The sequence below is a fragment of the Halogeometricum sp. S1BR25-6 genome (assembly GCF_031624495.1).
GTDB lineage: Archaea > Halobacteriota > Halobacteria > Halobacteriales > Haloferacaceae > Halogeometricum > Halogeometricum salsisoli.
In genome coordinates, this window is the sequence record NZ_JAMQOP010000002.1 from 321,221 (window position 1) to 339,261 (window position 18,041).

An 18,041-nucleotide genomic window follows, 5' to 3' on the forward strand; every position below is an offset into this window, starting at 1 on the left:
CCCATGTTCCTTTGGCACAGACCAGCAGATGGCGTCAATGCCAACAGTAGTCTTGCTCGAATGTCACAAGCGTCATGACCGGAACTAAATCGGATCCCGGGGATAGAGGACTCATGAGCTCCGATAACGGTAAATTACCTTCAGGCAAGAAAGAAGTGGGTTGGGGCGGATTCGAACCGCCGGCCTGCTCCGTGTGAAGGAGCCGTCATAACCTGGCTAGACCACCAACCCAGGCAAAAAAATCTAGCTCCGGGTGAGACTTAACCGTTCTGCTTCGGTCTCACTCGGCGGCGCCGCCGCGGTACCGCTTCACACGCCCGCGCGCTCGCTTGATAGCCTTCTTACCGCCGCGTTCGGCGCGGTGCGGAACGTTTCGGAGTTCCGTCTCCAGGCGCTCGCGTCCGGTCGGTTCGGATTCGACCGGTCGTTCCCGTCCGACCGCCCGGCGAACGCGCCGTTCGAACGGGGCGGCCTCTTCGCGTAACCCGACTGCGAGGTGGTCGCCGGCCCGTCGGAGGTAGTACCAGGCGTCTTCGAAGTGTCGGTTCATACGCGTCGGTAGACCGTCTGCGAATAAAAGGATTATGCGGGTCGTTACCACCGTGTTTTAGGCCAACCAAAACCGAAGCGCTTTAGTGGTTGTTAGGCATGCCTAAAACTGATGCGACGCCGGTTCGCCGGTGTCCATCGAGAGTCTGTCCCAACGTGGCCGGCCGTGGGCATCATCACCGTCGGTCCACACCCTATAGTAGCGTTCGCAACTGATTATCCATCTGACCGCACGGTGTCGTGCGGTCGAGTGAGTGAAGACTTGCGGACGCTACTATATCACTCAGTCGTACGTCGGCGACTCCTCGGGTACCTCGTCCCGCTTGTTTACCAGCCGCGCGAACACGAACAGCGCGTCCGACAGGCGGTTGAGGTAGCGAATCGCCTCCGCGTTCACCGGTTCCTCGTCCGCGAGGGCGACGGCGCGGCGCTCCGCCCGGCGCGTCACCGCCCGCGCGTGGTGGAGTTTCGCCCCGGCGTCGCCGCCGCCGGGAAGGATGAACGACCGGAGCGGTTCGAGTTCCTCCTCGGCCTCGTCGATGTACGCCTCCACCTGTTCGACGTGGTCGGCGCGCACGACGGGGGCGTCATCGTCGGGGTCCGGGTTGGCGAAGTCGGCCTGCACGACGTGGAGGTGGTTCTGTATCCGCTCCAGTTGCTCGTCCACGTCGTCGTAGCCGGTGGGGCGGACGCTCCCCACCAGCGCGTTCGCCTCGTCGACGGTGCCGTACGCCTCGATGCGGGTGTTCGTCTTCGACACCCGCGACATATCGCGCAGGTCGGTCTTCCCCTCGTCACCCCGACCCGTGTAGATGGTCATGCCGCGAGCGTCTTCTCGACGTACTGGAGGATGTTCTCGGATTCGCCCATCGTCACCCCGCGGTCGTGGTCGATGAGGACCGGAACGGCGCGCTGGCCGCTCACGCGCTTGACCTCGTCGCGTTCGGAGTGGAGCGCACCGACCCACTCGGTCTCGTACTCGACGCCCTCCTCTTCGAGGGCGTCGTGGACTTTCTCACAGTACGGACAGCCGTCCAGAGCGTACAGCGTGATGCTCATGGGGAGACGTTCGGACTCCGCGCGCAAAGAGATTTGGCCGCCGGCAGCGCCCGTCCGCGTTCCCCGCCGACACCTCGGAACGCCCCCGAAACCTCACGAACGACCGGAACGAACGCTCTCGCGTGTCAGAAGCGTTAATCGGGGCGTTCGAGTAGGACGTGTATGATCGACGTCGAGGAGACCTACATCGAGAACCGCGTCCTGGTCCACCCGAACGACACGAACAACTACGACATGGCCCACGGCGGCAACGTGATGAAGTGGATGGACGAGGTGGGGGCGATGTCCGCGATGCGCTTTGCGGGCGAGACGTGCGTCACGGCGCGGATGGAGAGCGTGAACTTCCACCGTCCCATTCCGCGCGGCGACGCCGCCCTCATCGAGTCGTACGTCTACGAGGCCGGACAGACCAGTGTGAAGGTCCGCCTCCGCGTCTTCCGGGAGGACCCCCTTACCGGCGACACGGAACTCACCACCGAATCGTACTTCGTCTACGTCGCCGTCGACGAGGACGGCGACCCGACGGAGGTGCCCGAACTGGAGACGAACACCGAGTACGGTCGCGAACTCGTCGAAACCGCCCTCGAAGGCGAAAAGGAGTCGAACGGACACGACGAGTAGCGGAGAGCGAGGAGAGCACGCCCCGCCGCACCTCGAATCTCGTGTTCGATAACTGCGGCGCACCGTTTATGTTCTACAGTGACAAGTCGAATTCGAAGAGGAAACCCGTGACCGGACCACTCAGCACGCTCGTCGAGGAAGTCGAAGCGTCCTCGCAGACGCTCTCCATCGTCAACTACGGCGGCTCCGAGGCGGCGACAGACCGCATCGTATCGTACTTCGAACCCCAACACGTGGCGGTGAGAGACGGCGTGTCGGCGCCGTCGCTCCCCGCCGACTTCGCCGTGTTGCACGACGGCGACTCGTTCGTCGCCGCCGCCGCGGTGGCCGATATCGACTGCCACCTCTCCGGGGAGAGCTACCTCGAAGACGGCGGCTTCGGATTCGCCGAACGACCCGCCATCCTCCGGCACGTCGACGACCGAACCTTCACGAGTTACGACCGCCGCCGGATGACGCTCGCCTCCCGTGAGATAGAGTCCTACGCCTACCACGCCGGCGGAGGTGAGATTCACGCCGGCTTCCAACGTTTCTCGATTCTGCGTCCACAGACGCGGATATACGAGCGAATCGACGAGGCGGGCGTCGACGTGCACGCCTACGGCGCCCCCGACGCGAACGCCCCCGAACCCGTGGTCGCGCACCCTTCCGAGGACGCGGAGATTCTGGGCTCGTGGTTCGTCGTCTACGAGGGCGACGGCCCGGGCGACGCGCGCGCCCTCGTCGCCGTCGAGACGGACGCCGGCGCGGGAGAGTTCTCCGGGTTCTGGACGTACGAGACCGAGACGGTCGAGACCGTTCTCGAACGCCTCCGCGCGGAGTACCCCGCGACGACCGACGCCCCCGCGCCGACCGGCGACTGAGCCGACCGTCCGGGGACGCTCGACGCCCTCGCGAACGCTGCGACGCGAGCGCCCGGTTCTCCGCCAGCGTTTGCCACCTCGCGAACGACTTTTGCGGTCGACGCCGGACGCGGGTACGTGCCCCTCACCATCGGAATCCACCCGTCCGTCGCCCGCATCGTGCCGCCCGAACGCCTCGAATCGGAACTGACTGACGCCGCCCCCGAGGCGACCGTTCGCGTCCTCGACGGTCACGGCGACGGCAGGGGCGGCAGGGACGTGACCGTCGACCCGGCTTCCGTCGGCGACTCGATAGACGTCGTCGCCTCGTTCGGCTTCGAGGAATGGTTCCTCGACGCCGGTCTCGAGTGGGTCCACGTCGTCCGCGCCGGTCACGACGAGTTCCCGGTCGAGGCCCTCCGCGACCGGGGAATCGCGCTGACGAACAGTTCCGGCATCCACGGCGCGCCCGTCGGCGAAACGGTACTGGGCTACATGCTCCAGTTCGCCCACGGCCTGCACCGCTACCGCGACGACCAACTCGACCGCGAGTGGAACCCGCGGCCGTGGGGCGAGTCGTTCACACTGGAGGGCGAACGCGTCTGCGTCGTGGGACTGGGTACCCTCGGACGCGGTATCGCTCGCCGCGCGGACGCCATCGGGATGTCGGTGACCGGCGTGCGCCGGACGCCCGCGCCCGTCGACCACGTCGCGGAGCGGTACTCGCCCGAGAACCTCCGGGAGGCGGTCTCGGACGCGCGGTTCGTCGTGCTCGCGGTTCCCCTGAACCCGGCGACGGAAGGGTTGTTCGGCGCCGAGGAACTGGCGGCGATGCGCGAAGACGCCTACCTCGTGAACGTCGCGCGCGGCCCCGTCGCGGACCAATCGGCCGTCGTCGACGCCCTCAAATCCGAGTCCATCGCCGGCGCCGCTCTGGACGTGACCGACCCCGAACCGCTCCCACAAGAGTCGCCGCTGTGGGGGATGGAGAACGTCGTCGTCACGCCGCACGCCTCGGCCGCCGACGAGGCGTTCCCCGAACGGGTCGCGGACATCGTCGGCGAGAACGTTCGCCGCCTCGAATCCGGCGAATCGCTGGCGAACCAGGTGGTCTGAGACCGAAGGGGTCGTCCGACTCAGTGTCCGATGGCCCACGGGTAGCCGCCGGTCGCCCGACTCCGGCGGGGGGCGCCGTTTCCGCTCCCGCCGGGCCCGCCCTCGTCCGAACCGGGAGCGTCGGCCGCGTCGACCGCGAGCACGTCGTCGACGCGGAGCACCGCCGAAACGGCCTCGAACGCCGTCGTGAGCGTCCGGTCGAGGACGGCCGACGGCTCCAGCACCCCGGCCTCGACCATCTCACGGAGCGCCCCCGACCGGCCGATACCGACGGTCGAGTCGCCCTCACTGTGCCGGGTCCTGAGTTCGACCAGCGAGTCGACGGGGTCGAGACCGGCGTTCGTCGCCAATTGGCGAGGTATCGCCTCCAGCGAGTCGGCGAACGCCTCGACGGCCGCCGCCTCTCGCCCGCCGACGCCCTCGGACCACGCGCCGAGGTCCCGCGCGAGGGCCGTCGCCGCCGCGCCGCCGCCGGGGAGGACGCCCTCGTCTCGGAGGGCGCGCCGGACGAGCGTCCGGCAGTCCTCGACGATGCGCTCCGTCTCCTCGGCGACGTGCGGCGTCCCGCCGCGGAGCAGCAGCGTCGCCCGCGACTCCCCGCGACCGCCCGTCACGACGAGCGTATCGGCCGTCCCGACGGTCCGCCGACGGACCTCGCCCGCGCGTCCCAGGCGCTCGGGGGAGAGGTCCGCGACGGCCATCGTCGGGTCCGCGTCCGTCGCGCGGGCGAGAGCGTCGAACTCGTCTCGCCGCGTGCGCTCGACGACCAACACGCCCGCGCGGGCGAGTTCCGACCGCACCGCCCCGTCGACGGACTTCTGACAGAACAGCGCGTCGGCGCCCGACCCCGAGACCGCCCGGACGGCGTCGGCGCGGACCGACCGCTCGTGTTCGCGCAGGGCGTCGAGTTCCTCGGGTCCGTCGAGACCGAGCGACCCGGCCCCGCGGGGCGTCTCGACGGCGAGTTCGGCGTCGAGCATCGCCACTCGCGCGTCGGCGAGCGTCCGCGGTCCCTCGACGGCGCCGTCCTCGACGCCCGTCGAGGAGGTGTCGGTGTCGACGAGGACGCCGTCGAGGAGCGTCGACTCCCGGAGTTCGCCACCCGGGTAGGCGCACAGGTCGAGACGGGCGTCGTCGAAGCCGACGGCGCGGAGGCCGGAGACGGCGAGGCCGGCGAACCGCTCGGCGGCCGCGTCGTCCCACCGACCCGTGACGGCCGTCTTCGCCACGCTTCGCAGGCGCTCCTCGTCGCCCTCCTCGACCGGAAGTTCGTAGGCGGGAAGCCGTTCGCGGGCGCGGGTCGCCGCCAGCGCGTACCCCTCGACGACCGTCGTCGGGTGGTAGCCGTCCGCGACGAGCGACGACGCCGCCGAGAGCAGTTCGTCGACGAGGAGCAGGGTCCCCGTCGCGCCGTCGCCGACGCGCGCTCGCTGGGTCCGGACGGCCCGCGACAGCACCCGAGCGACGGGGTCCTCGACGTCGAGTCGGTCGAGGATACTCGCGCCGTCGTTCGTGACGACGACGGTGCCGTCGGAACCGACGAGCATCTTGTCGCGGCCGTTCGGCCCGAACGTCGACCGGACGGTGCCCGCCAGCGCCCGCGCGGATTCGGCCGGTGTCGGTACCTCTCCGTCTCGCCCGTCCCCGGTCTCCGCCAGAGGCGGCCGCGCTACGTCCGACATCGGAGCGCCGGACGGAGACGGTTCGGGGTCGCGCCCGCGTTCGCGTCCGGAGTTGCCGCTCGCATCCGTCGGGTCACCCGAGCGGGTCGTCCGTGACGACCAGGTCGCCGCGGTCGGTCTTCGACTCCTCCAGTCCGCCCGGCGAGACGTCGAACTCGAAGACGCCCTTCGGGAGCGCGAGCGTCGAACACGCGTTCGGCACGTCGACGACGCCGCTCTGCCGCCCCTCGACGGGCACCGTCCCGAGCAGGTGGTAGGCCTGCTGGCCCGTGTAGCCGAACTTCTTCAGGTAGTCGATGGCCTGCAGGCAGGCGCGACGGTAGGCGACGTGCGAGTCGATGTAGTGCTGCTCGCCGTCCTCGGTGACCGAGTAGCCGCAGAAGGTCACGTAGTCCTCGAAATGCGGGCCGCGGTGGCCGGGTTCGAAGATGGGGTGGTCGACGCCGTGCGCCTCCATGCCGCCCTTCACGAGGTCGAACTCCACGTCGACGTAGCCCGGCATCTCGATGGCGCCGCAGAACGTTATCTCGCCGTCGCCCTGCGAGGCGTGGAAGTCGCCGACGCCGAACTTCGCCCCCTCGACGTAGACGGGGAAGTACACCGTCGACCCGATGGAGAGGTCCTTGATGTCGTGATTGCCGCCGTGTTCGCGCGGCGGCACCGTCCGCGCGGCCGTCTCGGCCGCCTCCTCGGCCGCCTCGGGGTCCATCTCGCCCATCTGGGCGCCCTCGGTCGTCGGGAGGTTCGCCACGCCGGGTTCCTCCTCGCCGGTGGGGTGGTTGTGAATCGACTCGGGGTCCGCCTCGTGTTTCTCCGCCAGCGCCCGTTCGCGCTCGTTCCACTCCTCCAACAGTTCCTCGCTCGGCGCACACCCGGCCAGTCCGGGGTGAATCTTCCCCTCGTAGCGCACGTCGGGCACGTGCCGCGAGGAGACGGTGTAGCCGTCGATGTCCCAGACGGACTTGGCGGCGTCGGGGAAGTGGTCCGTCAGGAAGCCGCCGCCGTTCTGCCGGGAGAACGTGCCGGTAAAGCCGAACTCGCACCGGTCGTTCAGCGGCCCCATGTCGAGGAACTCGACCTTCAGTAGGTCGCCGGGTTCGGCGCCCTCGACGTGTACCGGGCCGGCGAGGTAGTGGACCTGGCTCAGGTCCACGTCCCGGACGTCGTTGGCGTTGTCGTCGTCGGCTATCTGGCCGCCGGTCCAATCGAGCGCCTCCAACCGCATCGTCTCGCCGGGTTCGGCCTCGACGGCCGCCGGAATGTCCGGGTGCCAGCGATTGAACGGGTTCGCGCCGGGTTGCTCGTCGGGCGGACTGTCGACGTCGACCTCGAATTTTACTTCTGGCATCGAACGTATCTCCACGCTGGCTGACAGTTCGAGTCGAGATAAACGTTTTTCTAACTTCGAGGTACTCTCTCGATTTTCTGTCCGTGAATATGCGAGGAGTTTGCTCGAATAGTATGGTAATTCCGGGGTGAAGCTTCATAAACACTATCCCGAGTTAGAATTCGAACGAACCCGCTTTCTTCCGAGTCGCCGCCGTGGAACCCCCCGAACGTCGGCGACGCCGAGGAGGGCGGACGCGGCGGCCCGAACGTATACCCGCGCGGGTGCCGAGTCGCAGTCCATGACTGACACCGACGACTACGACCGGCGGACGCTCCTCCGCGGCATCGGGGCCGGCGCGCTCGGAATCGGACTCGCGGGTTGTGCGGCCCCTGGCGGCGAAGGTGAAGAAGGTGAAGAAGGCGGAGAGGGCGGCGAAGGCGAGGAAGGCGGAGAGGGCGGCGAAGGCGAAGAAGGCGGCGAGGGCGGGGAAGGCGGCGAAGGCGGCGAGGAGGGCGACGACATCGAAGCGGGCGGGGACGAGGAGGGAGGCGAGAGCGACCGTTTGGAGGCGCCGGCCGCCTCGACGCGATAACGTGCGTCCCCCGACCGACGGCTCGCAGTCGGTTCTCGAACCGCGGCCCGCCACCTCGCTTAACCGTCCGCTCCGACTACCCGCCACCAGATGAGCGAGTCGACGTTCGACCGTCGCACGGCGCTGAAGTCGCTCGCCGGGTTCGGCGTCGCGGCGGTCCTGTTGTACCTCTTCGGTCGGGTCCTCGGCTGGGACTCCATCATCTCCGCGCTGTCGAAGGCGGACCCCGTCCCCGTCGCCCTCGCCTGCGGGAGTTCGCTGGTCGCGCTCACCGCTTGGGCGAGGGGGTGGGACGTAGTTCTCTCGTCGCTCTCGGTGGAGATTCCGTACCGCGACCTCGTCCCGACGTACTACGCCGCGACGTTCGCCGACTACGTCACGCCGTTCGGCAAGGCCGGCGGCGGTCCGTTCGTCGCCGCCGTGCTGTCGGCGGACCACGCGGTGAGCTACGAGGAGTCGCTGGCCAGCGTCGTCACCACCGACTCGCTGAATCTCCTCCCGTTCTTCACCTTCGCGGGCGCGGGCGTCGTGGTGCTCGGCGTCACCGGTAGCGTCCCGACGAACGTGCGTCCGCTGGTGTACGCGCTCGGCGCCGTCGCGGTGTGCGTCCCCCTGCTCGCCTACCTCGTCTGGCGGGTCCGAGGGCGGGCGACGCGGCTGATAACCCGCGTGCTGGACCCCCTCGCGTCTCGGGTGGGGTTTCTCGACGCCGAAGGTATCGAGGAACGGGTGGCGCGGTTCTTCTCGCTCGTCGGCGACCTCGGGCAGCGCCGGTCGTGGGTGCTCGAAACGGTCGCGCTCGCCTACGTCGGGTGGGTGTTCTTCGCCCTTCCCTTGTGGCTGGCCGGGCAGGCGATGGGCGTCGCCCTGCCGCTCCAACTGGTCGCGTTCATCGTCCCGGCGAGTTCGATGGCGAGTCTCGTCCCCACCCCCGGCGGTCTCGGCGGCGTCGAGGCGGCCGTGACGGGCCTTCTCGTGACGCTGGCGGGCGTGCCGACGCCGACGGCGGCGGCCATCGCGCTCCTCTACCGCGTCGCCAGTTTCTGGTTCGTGCTCCCGGTGGGCGGCGGCGCGACGCTGTGGCTCACCTACCGGAGCTAGCCTATATCTCGTCGTCCGGGTCGTGCTCGCTCGCCACTCGCTCGGCCTCCGCCGCGTAGCGCTCGCGCGTCTCGGGGTCGCCGACCGATTCGAGGTTGTCGGGGTCCACGTCGCGGGCGGCGGTGACCGTCGAGGAGTCGACCACCTGCGCCGCGAGTTCTCGGCGGTACGCCCGGTCGCCCTCCGGCGTCGCGTACGTGAGGATGATCAGGTCGCGGTCGTTGTAGTCGCGCTCGACGAACCAACAGCGGACGGTGTCTGCCATATTGGGTCTTCGTAGGCGAGCGGTTTCTACTCTGCGCCGGCGCCCGCCCGCGGTCCGCGACCCGCGACCCGCCGACTGCCGGGGGGCGAACGCTTTAGCGCCAGTCTGTGGTGTTGACTCATGACAACGAGCGACGTCGAGACGGTGAAGCGGGCGCTGTTCGAGGACATCGACGCCGAAGGCGAGCGGTTGCGGACGCTCGCCCGCGACATCTGGGAGAACCCGGAGGTGGCGCTCCGGGAATCCGAGTCGAGCGAACGGCTCCAGTCGGTGCTACGCGAGGAGGGGTTCGAGGTGGAGACGGGCGCGGGCGGCATCGACACGGCGTTCGTGGCGCGGTACGGGGAGGAAGACCCCGTCGTCGGCACGATGGGCGAGTACGACGCGCTGCCGGGGATGAGCCAGCGCGCGACGGCCGAACGCGACCCCGTCGAATCCGGCGCGCCCGGTCACGGCTGCGGGCACAACCTCTTCGGCGTCGGGAGCCTCGGCGGCGCCCTCGCGGTCAAGCGCGCAATCCAGCGCGGCGACCTCTCGGGGTCGGTCGTCTTCTTCGGCACGCCCGCCGAGGAGGCCGGCGGCGGCAAGGTGTACATGGTTCGCGACGGCGCCTTCGACGACGTGGACGCCGTCGTCTCGTGGCACCCCGGTTGGTACAACGCGCCGGGCAAGGGCTCCTGTCTCGCAAACGACGGCTTCGACTTCACCTTCCGCGGCGAGACGTCGCACGCGGCGGCCGCGCCCGAGTCCGGGCGGTCGGCGCTCGACGCGGTCCAACTGCTGAACACCGGCGTCGAGTACATGCGCGAACACGTCCCCGACGCCGCGCGCGTCCACTACGTCGTCCGGAACGGCGGGTCGGCGGCCAACGTCGTCCCCGGCGAAGCCAGCGTCGAGTACCTCGTCCGCGCGCCCGAACGCGCGGAGGTCGAACGCATCTCCGAGTGGGTGCGCGATATCGCCGGCGCGGCGGCGACGATGACCCGCACGGACCTCGACGCGACGAAGACCGCGGGGATGTACGGCGTTCTCCCGAACCATCCCATCGCCGACGCCGTCCGCGAGAACATGAACTCGATCGATTTCGAGTTGGGCGACGAGCAGGCCGCGTTCGCCGAGGACCTCCGCGAGACGCTCGGGGACGTCGAGGGCGCCCTCCGACAACTGCCCGAGTCCGACCGGGAGGCGGCCCGCGGGTCGGCGATGTTCTCGGACCCCATTGAGGCGCCCGACGAGGGGCAGGTCGGGTCGTACTCGACGGACTCGGGCGACGTGTCGTGGAACGTTCCGCTCGGGCGGTTCACGGCGGCGACGTGGGTCGTCGGCACGCCCGCACACTCCTGGCAGGCCGTCGCGGCCGGGAAGGACCTCGGCACCGTCGGCATGACGTTCGCCGCGAAGACCATCGCGGCGACGCTCGCCGACCTGCTGGCGGACGACGAACTCCGCGCGCGGGCCCGGGCGGAGTTCGAGGACCGCTCGGCCGGCCACGAGTACGAGAGTCCGCTCCCAGAGGGCGCGGACCCCTACGAACTCGTGAGCCGCTGAACGGCGGCGTTCGTCCCGCCGGAACCGACCGACCGATACCGGCGGACTGCTGGTAGCCGAACCGTTTTGGGTCGCAGTCTCCGATTCCGGATATGGACCTCTCTCTCGTCGACCTCTCTCCGGTCCCCGACGGCGGCACCGCCGCCGACGCCTACGCGAACACCGTCGAGACGGCGAAACGGGCCGAGAAACTGGGCTACTCGCGGTTCTGGGTGGCCGAGCACCACGGGATGGCGAGCACGCTCGCGGGGACGACGCCCGAAGTGCTGCTCGGCCGCCTCGCCGGCGAGACGGACGCGATTCGCCTCGGCACCGGCGCCGTCCTCCTGAACCACTACAGTCCGTTCAAAGTCGCCGAGGCGTTCGGCGCGCTGGACGGCCTCGCCCCCGGCCGCGTCGACGCCGGCCTCGGGCGGGCGAACGGGTCGCCGGCGTCCGACAGCGCCCTCGGCACCGAACGGCACGTCGAGGACCCCGACGGCGACCACCGCGAGAAGATAGAGGCCGTCGTCAGCCACCTCTACGACGAGTACCCCGAGACGCACGCCTACGCCGACTTGGAGATTCCGCGCTCGGACGCCGAACCCCCGGCGCCGTGGGCGCTGGGGTCGAGTCCCTCCAGCGCTGCCATCGCGGGCGAACTCGGCCTCCCCTACTGCTTCGCGGCGTTCATCCGCCCGCAGTTCGCCGCCCACGCCGTCGCGGAGTACCGCGAACGGTTCGAACCCTCCGAATCGGCGGGCGGCCTCGACGAACCGCACGTGATGGTGGCGCTGAACGCCGTCTGCGCGGAGACCGACGAGGAGGCGGCCCGCCGCCGCGCGGTGGCCGAGGCGTCGTACAAGCGGATGCGGCGCGGCGAGGTGGGCACCCGACCCTCTATCGAGGAGTCCATCGACGAACTCGGCGGCGTCCCCGACCCTACGCCCGAGACGCTGGACGAAGACGAGTGGCCGCGGGCCATTTCGGGGAGTCCGGAGACGCTCTCCGGACCCCTCGACCAACTCGCGGAGCGCGTCGGCGCCGACGAGATGATGATACAGCAGGTGGTCACCGAGCACGACCACGCGCTGGAGTCGCACGAACTGCTGGCGGAGGCCGTCGGACTGGACGGTCGGTGACGGCGCTCCGGGTCAGGCACCGATGCGGAGGAGCAGACCCGCCGCGGCGAACAGCGCCAGCGCCGTCCCGCCGGTGATGAGGACCGACGTGATGCCGGCGTGAACGGAGACGAACAGCGTGAACGCGAGCGCTCCGAGGCCGACGACGACGCACGCGCCGGCGGCGCCGAACCGCCAACCCGAACGTTCCGTTCGCACCGTCAGCGTCCGGAACAGGCGGGCGACGAGGCCGCCGACGACGCCGAGACCGAGGAGGTACGCGCCGAACCAGAACGGGTACCGTTCCCCCGTCGACCCGAGCGCGAACTCCAGCCAGTCGAAGCCGACGACGAGGAGGTAGCCCGGTATCTGGAGGGGCTGAAACGGGACGCGCATCAGGGCGTACAGCGCGACGACCACGGCGACGCAGACGGCGACGTCCCGGACGAACGCGCGTCGACGAACGTCTAACACGGGTCCGCAGGCGTCGGTCGACGACTCGGTATCGTCCGCGCCGCCGGAGGCGACCCGTGAGTGGTGTCGACGAGTTCGGCGCCGTCGACGGGCAGTGCGTCCATATCGGACCCGACGCGGGCGGACGAGTTTACGTCACCGCCCGGCGCGTGTGACGGCCCGCGTCGTCCGCGTCGCGGGTTGTCGTCGCCCGGTGGTCGGTGCGTCTCGCGGCCGACGGCAGGGTTTTTCTCGTCCGTTCCGATAGGGGGAGGCGTGACCGACGACCCCGCGCGGTTCCTCGCGGATTCGCCGGACCGTCTGACCCTGCTTCGGCGCCTCTCCGAGGGCGGCGCGTCGCCGAGCGAACTCGCCGACGACCTCCCGTTCTCGCGGCGGAGCGTCCAGCGGAACCTCGCGGCGTTCGTCGACCGGGGGTGGGCCGAGAGCGGCGGGGGGACCTACCGAGCGACCGTGACCGGCACCCTCGTCGCCGAGGAGCACGCGGCGTACGTCGACGCCCTCGACCGAATCGGCGAGTTCGCGCCGCTGTTCCGCCACCTGCCGGACCGCGACCACGCGCCGGACCCGGCGTGGCTGGCCGGCGCCGAACTGACCGCCGCGACCGACGACGACCCGCAGGCTCCGGTCCACCGCTACGTCCAGAGCGTGAAGCGCCTCGACACCGACCGTGTCAGGATGCTCTCGCCGGTGCTGAGCCGCCTGTTCCACGACGCGCACGCGTCGCTGGCGATGCGCGGCGTACACACGGACCTCGTGATGCCAGCGCCGATGGTCCGACGGGCCAGAGAGCGCAACCCGACGGAGTTCGCGACGGTCGTCCGTCTGGACGTGCTCTCGCTGTACCGCTGTCGAGATTTCTTCTCGGTCGGACTCGTCCTCGGCGACGACCGGGTGCTGCTGGCCGCCTACGACAGGGAGAAACGGTTGCGAGCGCTCGTCGAGTCCGACGACGCCCGGGTTCGCGCGTGGGCGGCGGAGTTATTCGAGCGGTACCGAGAGCAGTCGGACCGGGTGACGGAATAGGTGGTCGGGCGCCGCTGATTCCGAATTACGTATCGCGGTATGCGATATACGAGGCCTGTCGGCCGGTTCGACGAGTTCCGACGGGGCCCGCGAGTGGGAGAACCAGTATCTTCAACTGCCATCGACGCAGAACAGCGAGTATGAGTCTGGAGATGGAACGCGACTGCCCCGAGTGCGACAGCACCGAGTTCTGGAAGACGGCGTACATGGAGATTCACCTCGGGAAGAAGACGAAGTGGCGCTGTAGCGACTGCGGGTTCGGCTTCATCCAGATAGACGGCGACATCAGCACGGCGTAGGCTCGCACTGTTCTCTCTCTCTCTCTTCGCGCTTCGTTCGAGCGGCGGCCAAAAAGAGCCGTCGCGCGGTCGCTACTCCTCGCTTTCGTCAGAGTCCAGCGCCCGCCACGATAGGCGGGGTTCGCGCGCGGCGGTCACCTGGTCGATACGTCGCGCCGTCGTCTTCGAGGGCGCGTTCTCCAACTCCTCGTCGGAGTCGGCCATCGCGGCGTTGAACGCGTGCGCTAAGTCGTCGAGCGAGTCGCGGTTCTCTATCTCAGTGGGTTCGGTAAGCATCGCCTCGGGGACGAACTCGGGCCACTTCGTCGTCGGCGGGTGGACGCCGTAGTCGAGCATCCGTTTGGCTACGTCGGCGGCGTCTCTGTCGCCGGCGGTGGCGGCGAACTCGTGGTGGAACGGTTCGTACGGCACCTCGTAGTCTATCTGCGAGGCGAGGTAGTTCGCGTTCAGCACGGCCTTCGCGGAGGCGTCCGCCAGTCCCGTATCGCCGAGGCGGGCGATGTAGGCGTACGCCTTGACGAGGACGAACCAGTTGCCTTGGTAGCCGTGGACCTTGCCAATTGACTCCTCGGGGTCGAACAGTTCGTAGTTGCCGCCCGTCTCGCGGACGCGCGGACTCGGCAGGTAGGGGGCGAGTTCCTCGACGACGCCGACGGGGCCGGCGCCTGGGCCGCCGCCGCCGTGCGGCGTGGCGAACGTCTTGTGCACGTTGTAGTGCATGATGTCGAAGCCCATGTCGCCCGGACGGGCCCGGCCGAGCAGGGCGTTGAGGTTCGCGCCGTCGTAGTAGAGCAGACCGCCCACGTCGTGTACCATCTCCGCGATGTCGACGATGTCGCGTTCGAACAGGCCCACCGTGTTCGGATTGGTGAGCATCAGCGCCGCGGTGTCCTCAGAGAGGGCGGCGTCGAGGGCGTCCACGTCGACGCGGCCGTCCTCGTCGCTCGGGAGTTCCACCACGTCGTAGCCTGCCATCGCGGCCGACGCGAAGTTCGTCCCGTGCGCGGAGGCGGGGACGACGACTTCGTGCCGATCGTTGCCGTTGGCCTCGTGGTACGCCTTCGCGACGAGGATACCCGCGAACTCCCCAGCGGCGCCCGCGGGCGGTTGCAGCGTCACAGCGTCCATCCCGCCGATACGCGCGAGGTAGTCCTGCAGGTCGCAGAGGAGTTCGAGCGACCCCTGCACGCTCCCGGCCGAGCGGTCGGGGTGGACCGCCGCGTTCGGGTCGGCGGCGACGTCCTCGGTGAACGAGGGGTTGTACTTCATCGTGCAGGACCCCAGCGGGTACGGCCCGCTCTCGACGCTCCAGTTCATCTGCGAGAGGCGCGTGTAGTGGCGGGCGAGTTCGGGTTCCGAGAGGTCCGGAAGTTCCACCGAATCGCGCGTCAACTCGGCCGGCAGCGGCGAGTCATCCTCGTCTATCTCGACGCGTGCGGCGTTCTTCTCGGCGAGTAGCGGTTCGTACTGGTCGTCGCGCGAGTAGCGCGCTTGGTCGTAGTTCATTCGAGACACCTCCGTGGCGAGAGTGAACGAGGCTGGGCGCCTCGCGTCCGGACGTACTCCATCTTACAGAACCTCCTCGAACGCCGCGACCAGTTCCTCGGTCTTCCGGGCGTTCAGGTCGGTGACGCACACCTGCAGTTCGTGCTCCCCGACGACGTGGACGGCGAAGCCCTCCGCCTCCAAATCGGAGGCGATGGCCTCGGCGGGTTGGTCGGTGTGCGCGACGAACTCGCGGAAGTGGTGTCGGTCGTGGACGGGGGCTTTGACGCCCTTCAGGTCGTTCAGCGCGGCCGCGAGCGACTCGGCGTCGGTGACGCAGCGCTTCGCCAAGTCGACGAGGCCGTCGGGACCGAGGTACGCGACGTGCATCGCCGTCCGGAGGGCGACCCACGCCTGGTTCGTACAGATGTTCGAGGTGGCCCGCTCCTTGCGGATGTGCTGCTCGCGCGTCTGCAGCGTCAGCGTGTACGCCCGCTTGCCACCGGCGTCCTCGCTCGCGCCGACGAGTCGCCCCGGCACCTGCCGGAGGAACGACTCGCGGGTGGCGAACAGACCGAGTCCCATCCCGTAGGCGGTGGGCATCCCGAGGGCGTCCGCCTCGCCGACGACGACGTCGGCGCCGACGCTCGCGGGTTCTTCGAGCAGTCCGAGCGCCACGATGTCGGTGCCGAGGCAGAACAGCGCGCCCGCCTCGTCCGCCACGTCGCCGATTTCCGAGAGACGCTCCTCGACGGCGCCGCGGACCGTCGGGTTCTCGGCGTACACCATCGAGACGTCCTCGCCGACCGCGTCCCCGAGAGCGTCAACGTCGACGTTGCCGTCGTCCATCGGGTACGTCTCGACGGTCAGGTCCGTCCCGGAGACGTAGTTATCGAGGACGCTCCGCTTGCCGGCGTGGAGCGTCTTCGGAACGAGAATCCGAGTCCCGGAGACGCGGCGGACGCGGTTCGAGAGGCGCGCCGCCTCCGCCAGCGCCGTCGCGGCGTCGTACATCGAGCAGTTCGCCACGGGGAGGCCAGTGAGTTCCACCAGCAGCGACTGGTACTCGAACAGTACCTGCAGGAATCCCTGCGTTATTTCGGGTTGGTACTGCGTGTAGGAGGTGAGAAACTCCGAGCGGCGCGAGATGTCGTCGACCAGCGCGGGGACGTAGTGGCCGTGGTGACCGCGTCCGAGGAACTCGGTGAGGTCCGCGTTCTTCGCGAACGTCCTCGACAGTTCGGTCCGCAGTTCCCGCTCTCCGCGCGCGTCGATGCCGAACTCGCCGTCGAACCGCACGTCCTCGGGGATGTCAAACAGCGACTCCTCGCCGTCGGCGTCGACGGCGTCGAGCATCGCCGCCGTCTCCGCCTCGGTGTGGGGTGCGTAGGGGCTTCCGCGCGTCATTCGGTCTGGTCGCGGTACTCCTCGGGCGAGAGCAGTTCGTCGAACTCGTCGGCGTCCGACACCTCGACTTCGAGCATCCACCCCTCCCCGTAGGGGTCCTCGTTGACGAGTTCCGGCCGGTCGAACAGTTCTTCGTTCACGCCGACCACCGTGCCGGAGACGGGCGCGTAGAGGTCGGAGACGGCCTTGATGGACTCGACGACGCCGAACTCCTCGCCTCTCGTCACGTCGTCACCCTCCGCGGGGAGTTCGACGAAGACGACGTCGCCCAGTTCGTCCTGGGCGAAATCGGAGATGCCGATGGTGGCCGTCTCGCCGTCGGTGGTTGCGTACTCGTGCGATTCCAGATACTTGCGGTCTTCGGGTACTTCGAACATTGTTAATCCTCCAGGAAGGGCGTGCTAACTACCTTCGCGCGTTTCTCCTGTTCCCGGACGGCGACGCGCAGGCGCGTTCCGGGGTCGGCGTACTCGACGGGGACGTAGCCGAGCGCTATCGGTTCGTTCAGGGTGGGACTCATCGTTCCGCTGGTGACGTGGCCGACGACGTGCCCGTCCTCGTCGACGACGTCGTAGCCGTGTCGGGCGACGCCGCGGTCCAGCAGTTTCAACCCGACGAGCTTCTCGTCGACGCCCTCCTCGTAGGCGGCTTCGAGGGCGTCGCGGCCGACGAACTCGGTATCGAGTTTCACCGCGAAGCCGACGCCGGCCTCGTAGGGGTTGCGAGGCTCCGTCTCGGGGTCGAAATCCTGCCCGGAGAGCAGGAAGCCCATCTCGATGCGGAGGGTATCGCGCGCGCCGAGGCCGCACGGCGTACAGCCGTGGTCGTCGACGAACGCGTTCCACATCGCCTCCGCCTCGTCCCACGGACAGAGTATCTCGAAGCCGTCTTCGCCGGTGTAGCCGGTGCGGGCGACCCACGACCGGACGCCGCCGACGTCGGCGTAACGGGCCTCGAACTTCGGGAGGTCGGCGGCGCCGTCGGCCGCGGCGGCGACGGCGTCCCGGGCGTCGGGACCCTGCACGGCGAACATCGCCCATTCCTCGGTGACGTTGTTCACCTGCGCGTCCAACCACCGCTCCTCCCGGTGGGCGGTCCACCGGTCGTGCATCTCGGCGTCGTGCCCGGCGTTCGGGATGAACAGGTAGCGCTCTCCCTCCTCGTCGGGGAGGCGGTAGACGACCGTGTCGTCCAGAATCGTTCCCTCCTCGTCCGTTATCATCGCGTACTGGGAGTCGCCGGGGTCGAGGCGCGTCACGTCGTTCGTGGTGAGTCGTTGCATCAGCGTCGTCGCGTCCGGTCCGGACACCTCCACCTCGCTCATGTGCGAGACGTCGAAGATGCCGACCGATTCGCGGACGGCCGCGTGCTCTGTCCGAATCGAGTCGAACTCGACCGGCATGTCCCACCCACCGAACTCCGTGAACTTGGCGTCACGGGCCGCGTGAGCCTCGCGCAACGGCGGTTTGCGAAGGGCCATACCTCCGAGTTGGTTCGGGCGAAGTAATGCTTTGGTATGTCGGTTCGGGGTTCCGGTGAGCGGGC

At 69.0% G+C, this 18,041-nt stretch carries 20 protein-coding genes and 1 tRNA gene; 9 read left to right on the forward strand and 12 right to left on the reverse strand.

All coding sequences use genetic code 11. The annotated features are described in order from the left end of the window. Window positions 1–156: 156 nt before the first annotated feature. The 4 genes from NDI76_RS11605 to NDI76_RS11620 form a co-directional block, all read right to left on the reverse strand. Window positions 157–231, reverse strand: a tRNA-Val gene (locus NDI76_RS11605). 49 nt (window positions 232–280) lie between these two features. Further along, window positions 281–550, reverse strand: a complete 270-nt coding sequence (locus NDI76_RS11610; RefSeq protein ID WP_310924241.1) for a DUF7553 family protein — start codon at window positions 548–550, stop codon at window positions 281–283. A gap of 282 nt (window positions 551–832) precedes the next feature. Beyond that, window positions 833–1,369 (reverse strand): cob(I)yrinic acid a,c-diamide adenosyltransferase, encoded by a 537-nt coding sequence (locus NDI76_RS11615; RefSeq protein WP_310924242.1) that lies wholly within the window; start codon window positions 1,367–1,369, stop codon window positions 833–835. Beyond that, window positions 1,366–1,608 (reverse strand): glutathione S-transferase N-terminal domain-containing protein, encoded by a 243-nt coding sequence (locus NDI76_RS11620; protein WP_310924243.1) that lies wholly within the window; start codon window positions 1,606–1,608, stop codon window positions 1,366–1,368. The genes NDI76_RS11615 and NDI76_RS11620 overlap by 4 nt, the downstream gene beginning before the upstream one ends. 162 nt (window positions 1,609–1,770) lie before the next feature. Between NDI76_RS11620 and NDI76_RS11625 the strand changes: the two genes are divergently transcribed. The 3 genes from NDI76_RS11625 (at window position 1,771) to ddh (ending at window position 4,187) form a co-directional block, all read left to right on the forward strand. After that, a complete protein-coding gene (locus tag NDI76_RS11625; RefSeq protein ID WP_310924244.1) occupies window positions 1,771–2,229 on the forward strand; it encodes an acyl-CoA thioesterase in 459 nt (152 codons plus the stop codon). 107 nt (window positions 2,230–2,336) lie between these two features. Next, on the forward strand, window positions 2,337–3,092 hold the full coding sequence (locus NDI76_RS11630; protein ID WP_310924246.1) for a DICT sensory domain-containing protein: 756 nt from the start codon (window positions 2,337–2,339) through the stop codon (window positions 3,090–3,092). 117 nt (window positions 3,093–3,209) lie between these two features. Beyond that, window positions 3,210–4,187: a D-2-hydroxyacid dehydrogenase gene (gene ddh, locus NDI76_RS11635; RefSeq protein ID WP_310924248.1), complete on the forward strand. Its 978-nt coding sequence runs from the start codon at window positions 3,210–3,212 to the stop codon at window positions 4,185–4,187. A 20-nt stretch (window positions 4,188–4,207) separates the two neighbouring features. Here the strand turns inward: ddh and NDI76_RS11640 are convergent, their stop codons facing one another. Further along, window positions 4,208–5,869: a TCP-1/cpn60 chaperonin family protein gene (locus tag NDI76_RS11640; RefSeq protein WP_310924249.1), complete on the reverse strand. Its 1,662-nt coding sequence runs from the start codon at window positions 5,867–5,869 to the stop codon at window positions 4,208–4,210. A 73-nt stretch (window positions 5,870–5,942) separates the two neighbouring features. After that, window positions 5,943–7,217: a formamidase gene (fmdA, locus tag NDI76_RS11645; protein WP_310924250.1), complete on the reverse strand. Its 1,275-nt coding sequence runs from the start codon at window positions 7,215–7,217 to the stop codon at window positions 5,943–5,945. Window positions 7,218–7,497: 280 nt separating this feature from the next. Between fmdA and NDI76_RS11650 the strand changes: the two genes are divergently transcribed. Both NDI76_RS11650 and NDI76_RS11655 read left to right on the forward strand, forming a co-directional pair. Next, a complete protein-coding gene (locus tag NDI76_RS11650) occupies window positions 7,498–7,791 on the forward strand; it encodes a hypothetical protein (protein WP_310924251.1) in 294 nt (97 codons plus the stop codon). A gap of 90 nt (window positions 7,792–7,881) precedes the next feature. Continuing rightward, window positions 7,882–8,892, forward strand: coding sequence for a lysylphosphatidylglycerol synthase transmembrane domain-containing protein (locus NDI76_RS11655; RefSeq protein ID WP_310924252.1), 1,011 nt, complete (start codon window positions 7,882–7,884; stop codon window positions 8,890–8,892). A 1-nt stretch (window position 8,893) separates the two neighbouring features. Here the strand turns inward: NDI76_RS11655 and NDI76_RS11660 are convergent, their stop codons facing one another. Then, window positions 8,894–9,157, reverse strand: coding sequence for a DUF7967 family protein (locus NDI76_RS11660; RefSeq protein WP_310924253.1), 264 nt, complete (start codon window positions 9,155–9,157; stop codon window positions 8,894–8,896). 120 nt (window positions 9,158–9,277) lie between these two features. Here NDI76_RS11660 and NDI76_RS11665 point away from each other — a divergent pair, with 120 nt between their 5' ends. Further along, window positions 9,278–10,705, forward strand: a complete 1,428-nt coding sequence (locus NDI76_RS11665; protein WP_310924254.1) for an amidohydrolase — start codon at window positions 9,278–9,280, stop codon at window positions 10,703–10,705. Window positions 10,706–10,797: 92 nt separating this feature from the next. Next, window positions 10,798–11,826, forward strand: coding sequence for an LLM class flavin-dependent oxidoreductase (locus NDI76_RS11670; RefSeq protein ID WP_310924255.1), 1,029 nt, complete (start codon window positions 10,798–10,800; stop codon window positions 11,824–11,826). 12 nt (window positions 11,827–11,838) lie between these two features. On the opposite strand, the gene NDI76_RS11675 is transcribed toward NDI76_RS11670, so the two are convergent. Further along, entirely contained in the window at window positions 11,839–12,279 is a 441-nt protein-coding gene (locus NDI76_RS11675; RefSeq protein ID WP_310924256.1) for a hypothetical protein, read from the reverse strand. Window positions 12,280–12,534: 255 nt separating this feature from the next. Here NDI76_RS11675 and NDI76_RS11680 point away from each other — a divergent pair, with 255 nt between their 5' ends. Next, the gene (locus NDI76_RS11680) at window positions 12,535–13,305 is read left to right on the forward strand and encodes a helix-turn-helix transcriptional regulator (protein WP_310924258.1); all 771 of its coding nucleotides are present in this window, start codon (window positions 12,535–12,537) and stop codon (window positions 13,303–13,305) included. A gap of 140 nt (window positions 13,306–13,445) precedes the next feature. Continuing rightward, on the forward strand, window positions 13,446–13,604 hold the full coding sequence (locus NDI76_RS11685; RefSeq protein ID WP_310924259.1) for a DUF7838 family putative zinc beta-ribbon protein: 159 nt from the start codon (window positions 13,446–13,448) through the stop codon (window positions 13,602–13,604). Between the two features lie 72 nt (window positions 13,605–13,676). On the opposite strand, the gene gcvPB is transcribed toward NDI76_RS11685, so the two are convergent. The 4 genes from gcvPB to gcvT form a co-directional block, all read right to left on the reverse strand. Next, the gene (gene gcvPB / locus NDI76_RS11690) at window positions 13,677–15,110 is read right to left on the reverse strand and encodes an aminomethyl-transferring glycine dehydrogenase subunit GcvPB (RefSeq protein ID WP_310924260.1); all 1,434 of its coding nucleotides are present in this window, start codon (window positions 15,108–15,110) and stop codon (window positions 13,677–13,679) included. Between the two features lie 63 nt (window positions 15,111–15,173). Next, complete coding sequence (gene gcvPA, locus NDI76_RS11695) at window positions 15,174–16,496, reverse strand: aminomethyl-transferring glycine dehydrogenase subunit GcvPA (protein WP_310924261.1); 1,323 nt, start codon at window positions 16,494–16,496, stop codon at window positions 15,174–15,176. Beyond that, window positions 16,493–16,873, reverse strand: coding sequence for a glycine cleavage system protein GcvH (gene gcvH / locus NDI76_RS11700; RefSeq protein WP_310924262.1), 381 nt, complete (start codon window positions 16,871–16,873; stop codon window positions 16,493–16,495). Before gcvH ends, gcvPA begins: the two co-directional genes overlap by 4 nt. A 2-nt stretch (window positions 16,874–16,875) precedes the next feature. Beyond that, entirely contained in the window at window positions 16,876–17,976 is a 1,101-nt protein-coding gene (gene gcvT / locus NDI76_RS11705) for a glycine cleavage system aminomethyltransferase GcvT (RefSeq protein ID WP_310924263.1), read from the reverse strand. Between the last annotated feature and the right edge of the window lie 65 nt (window positions 17,977–18,041).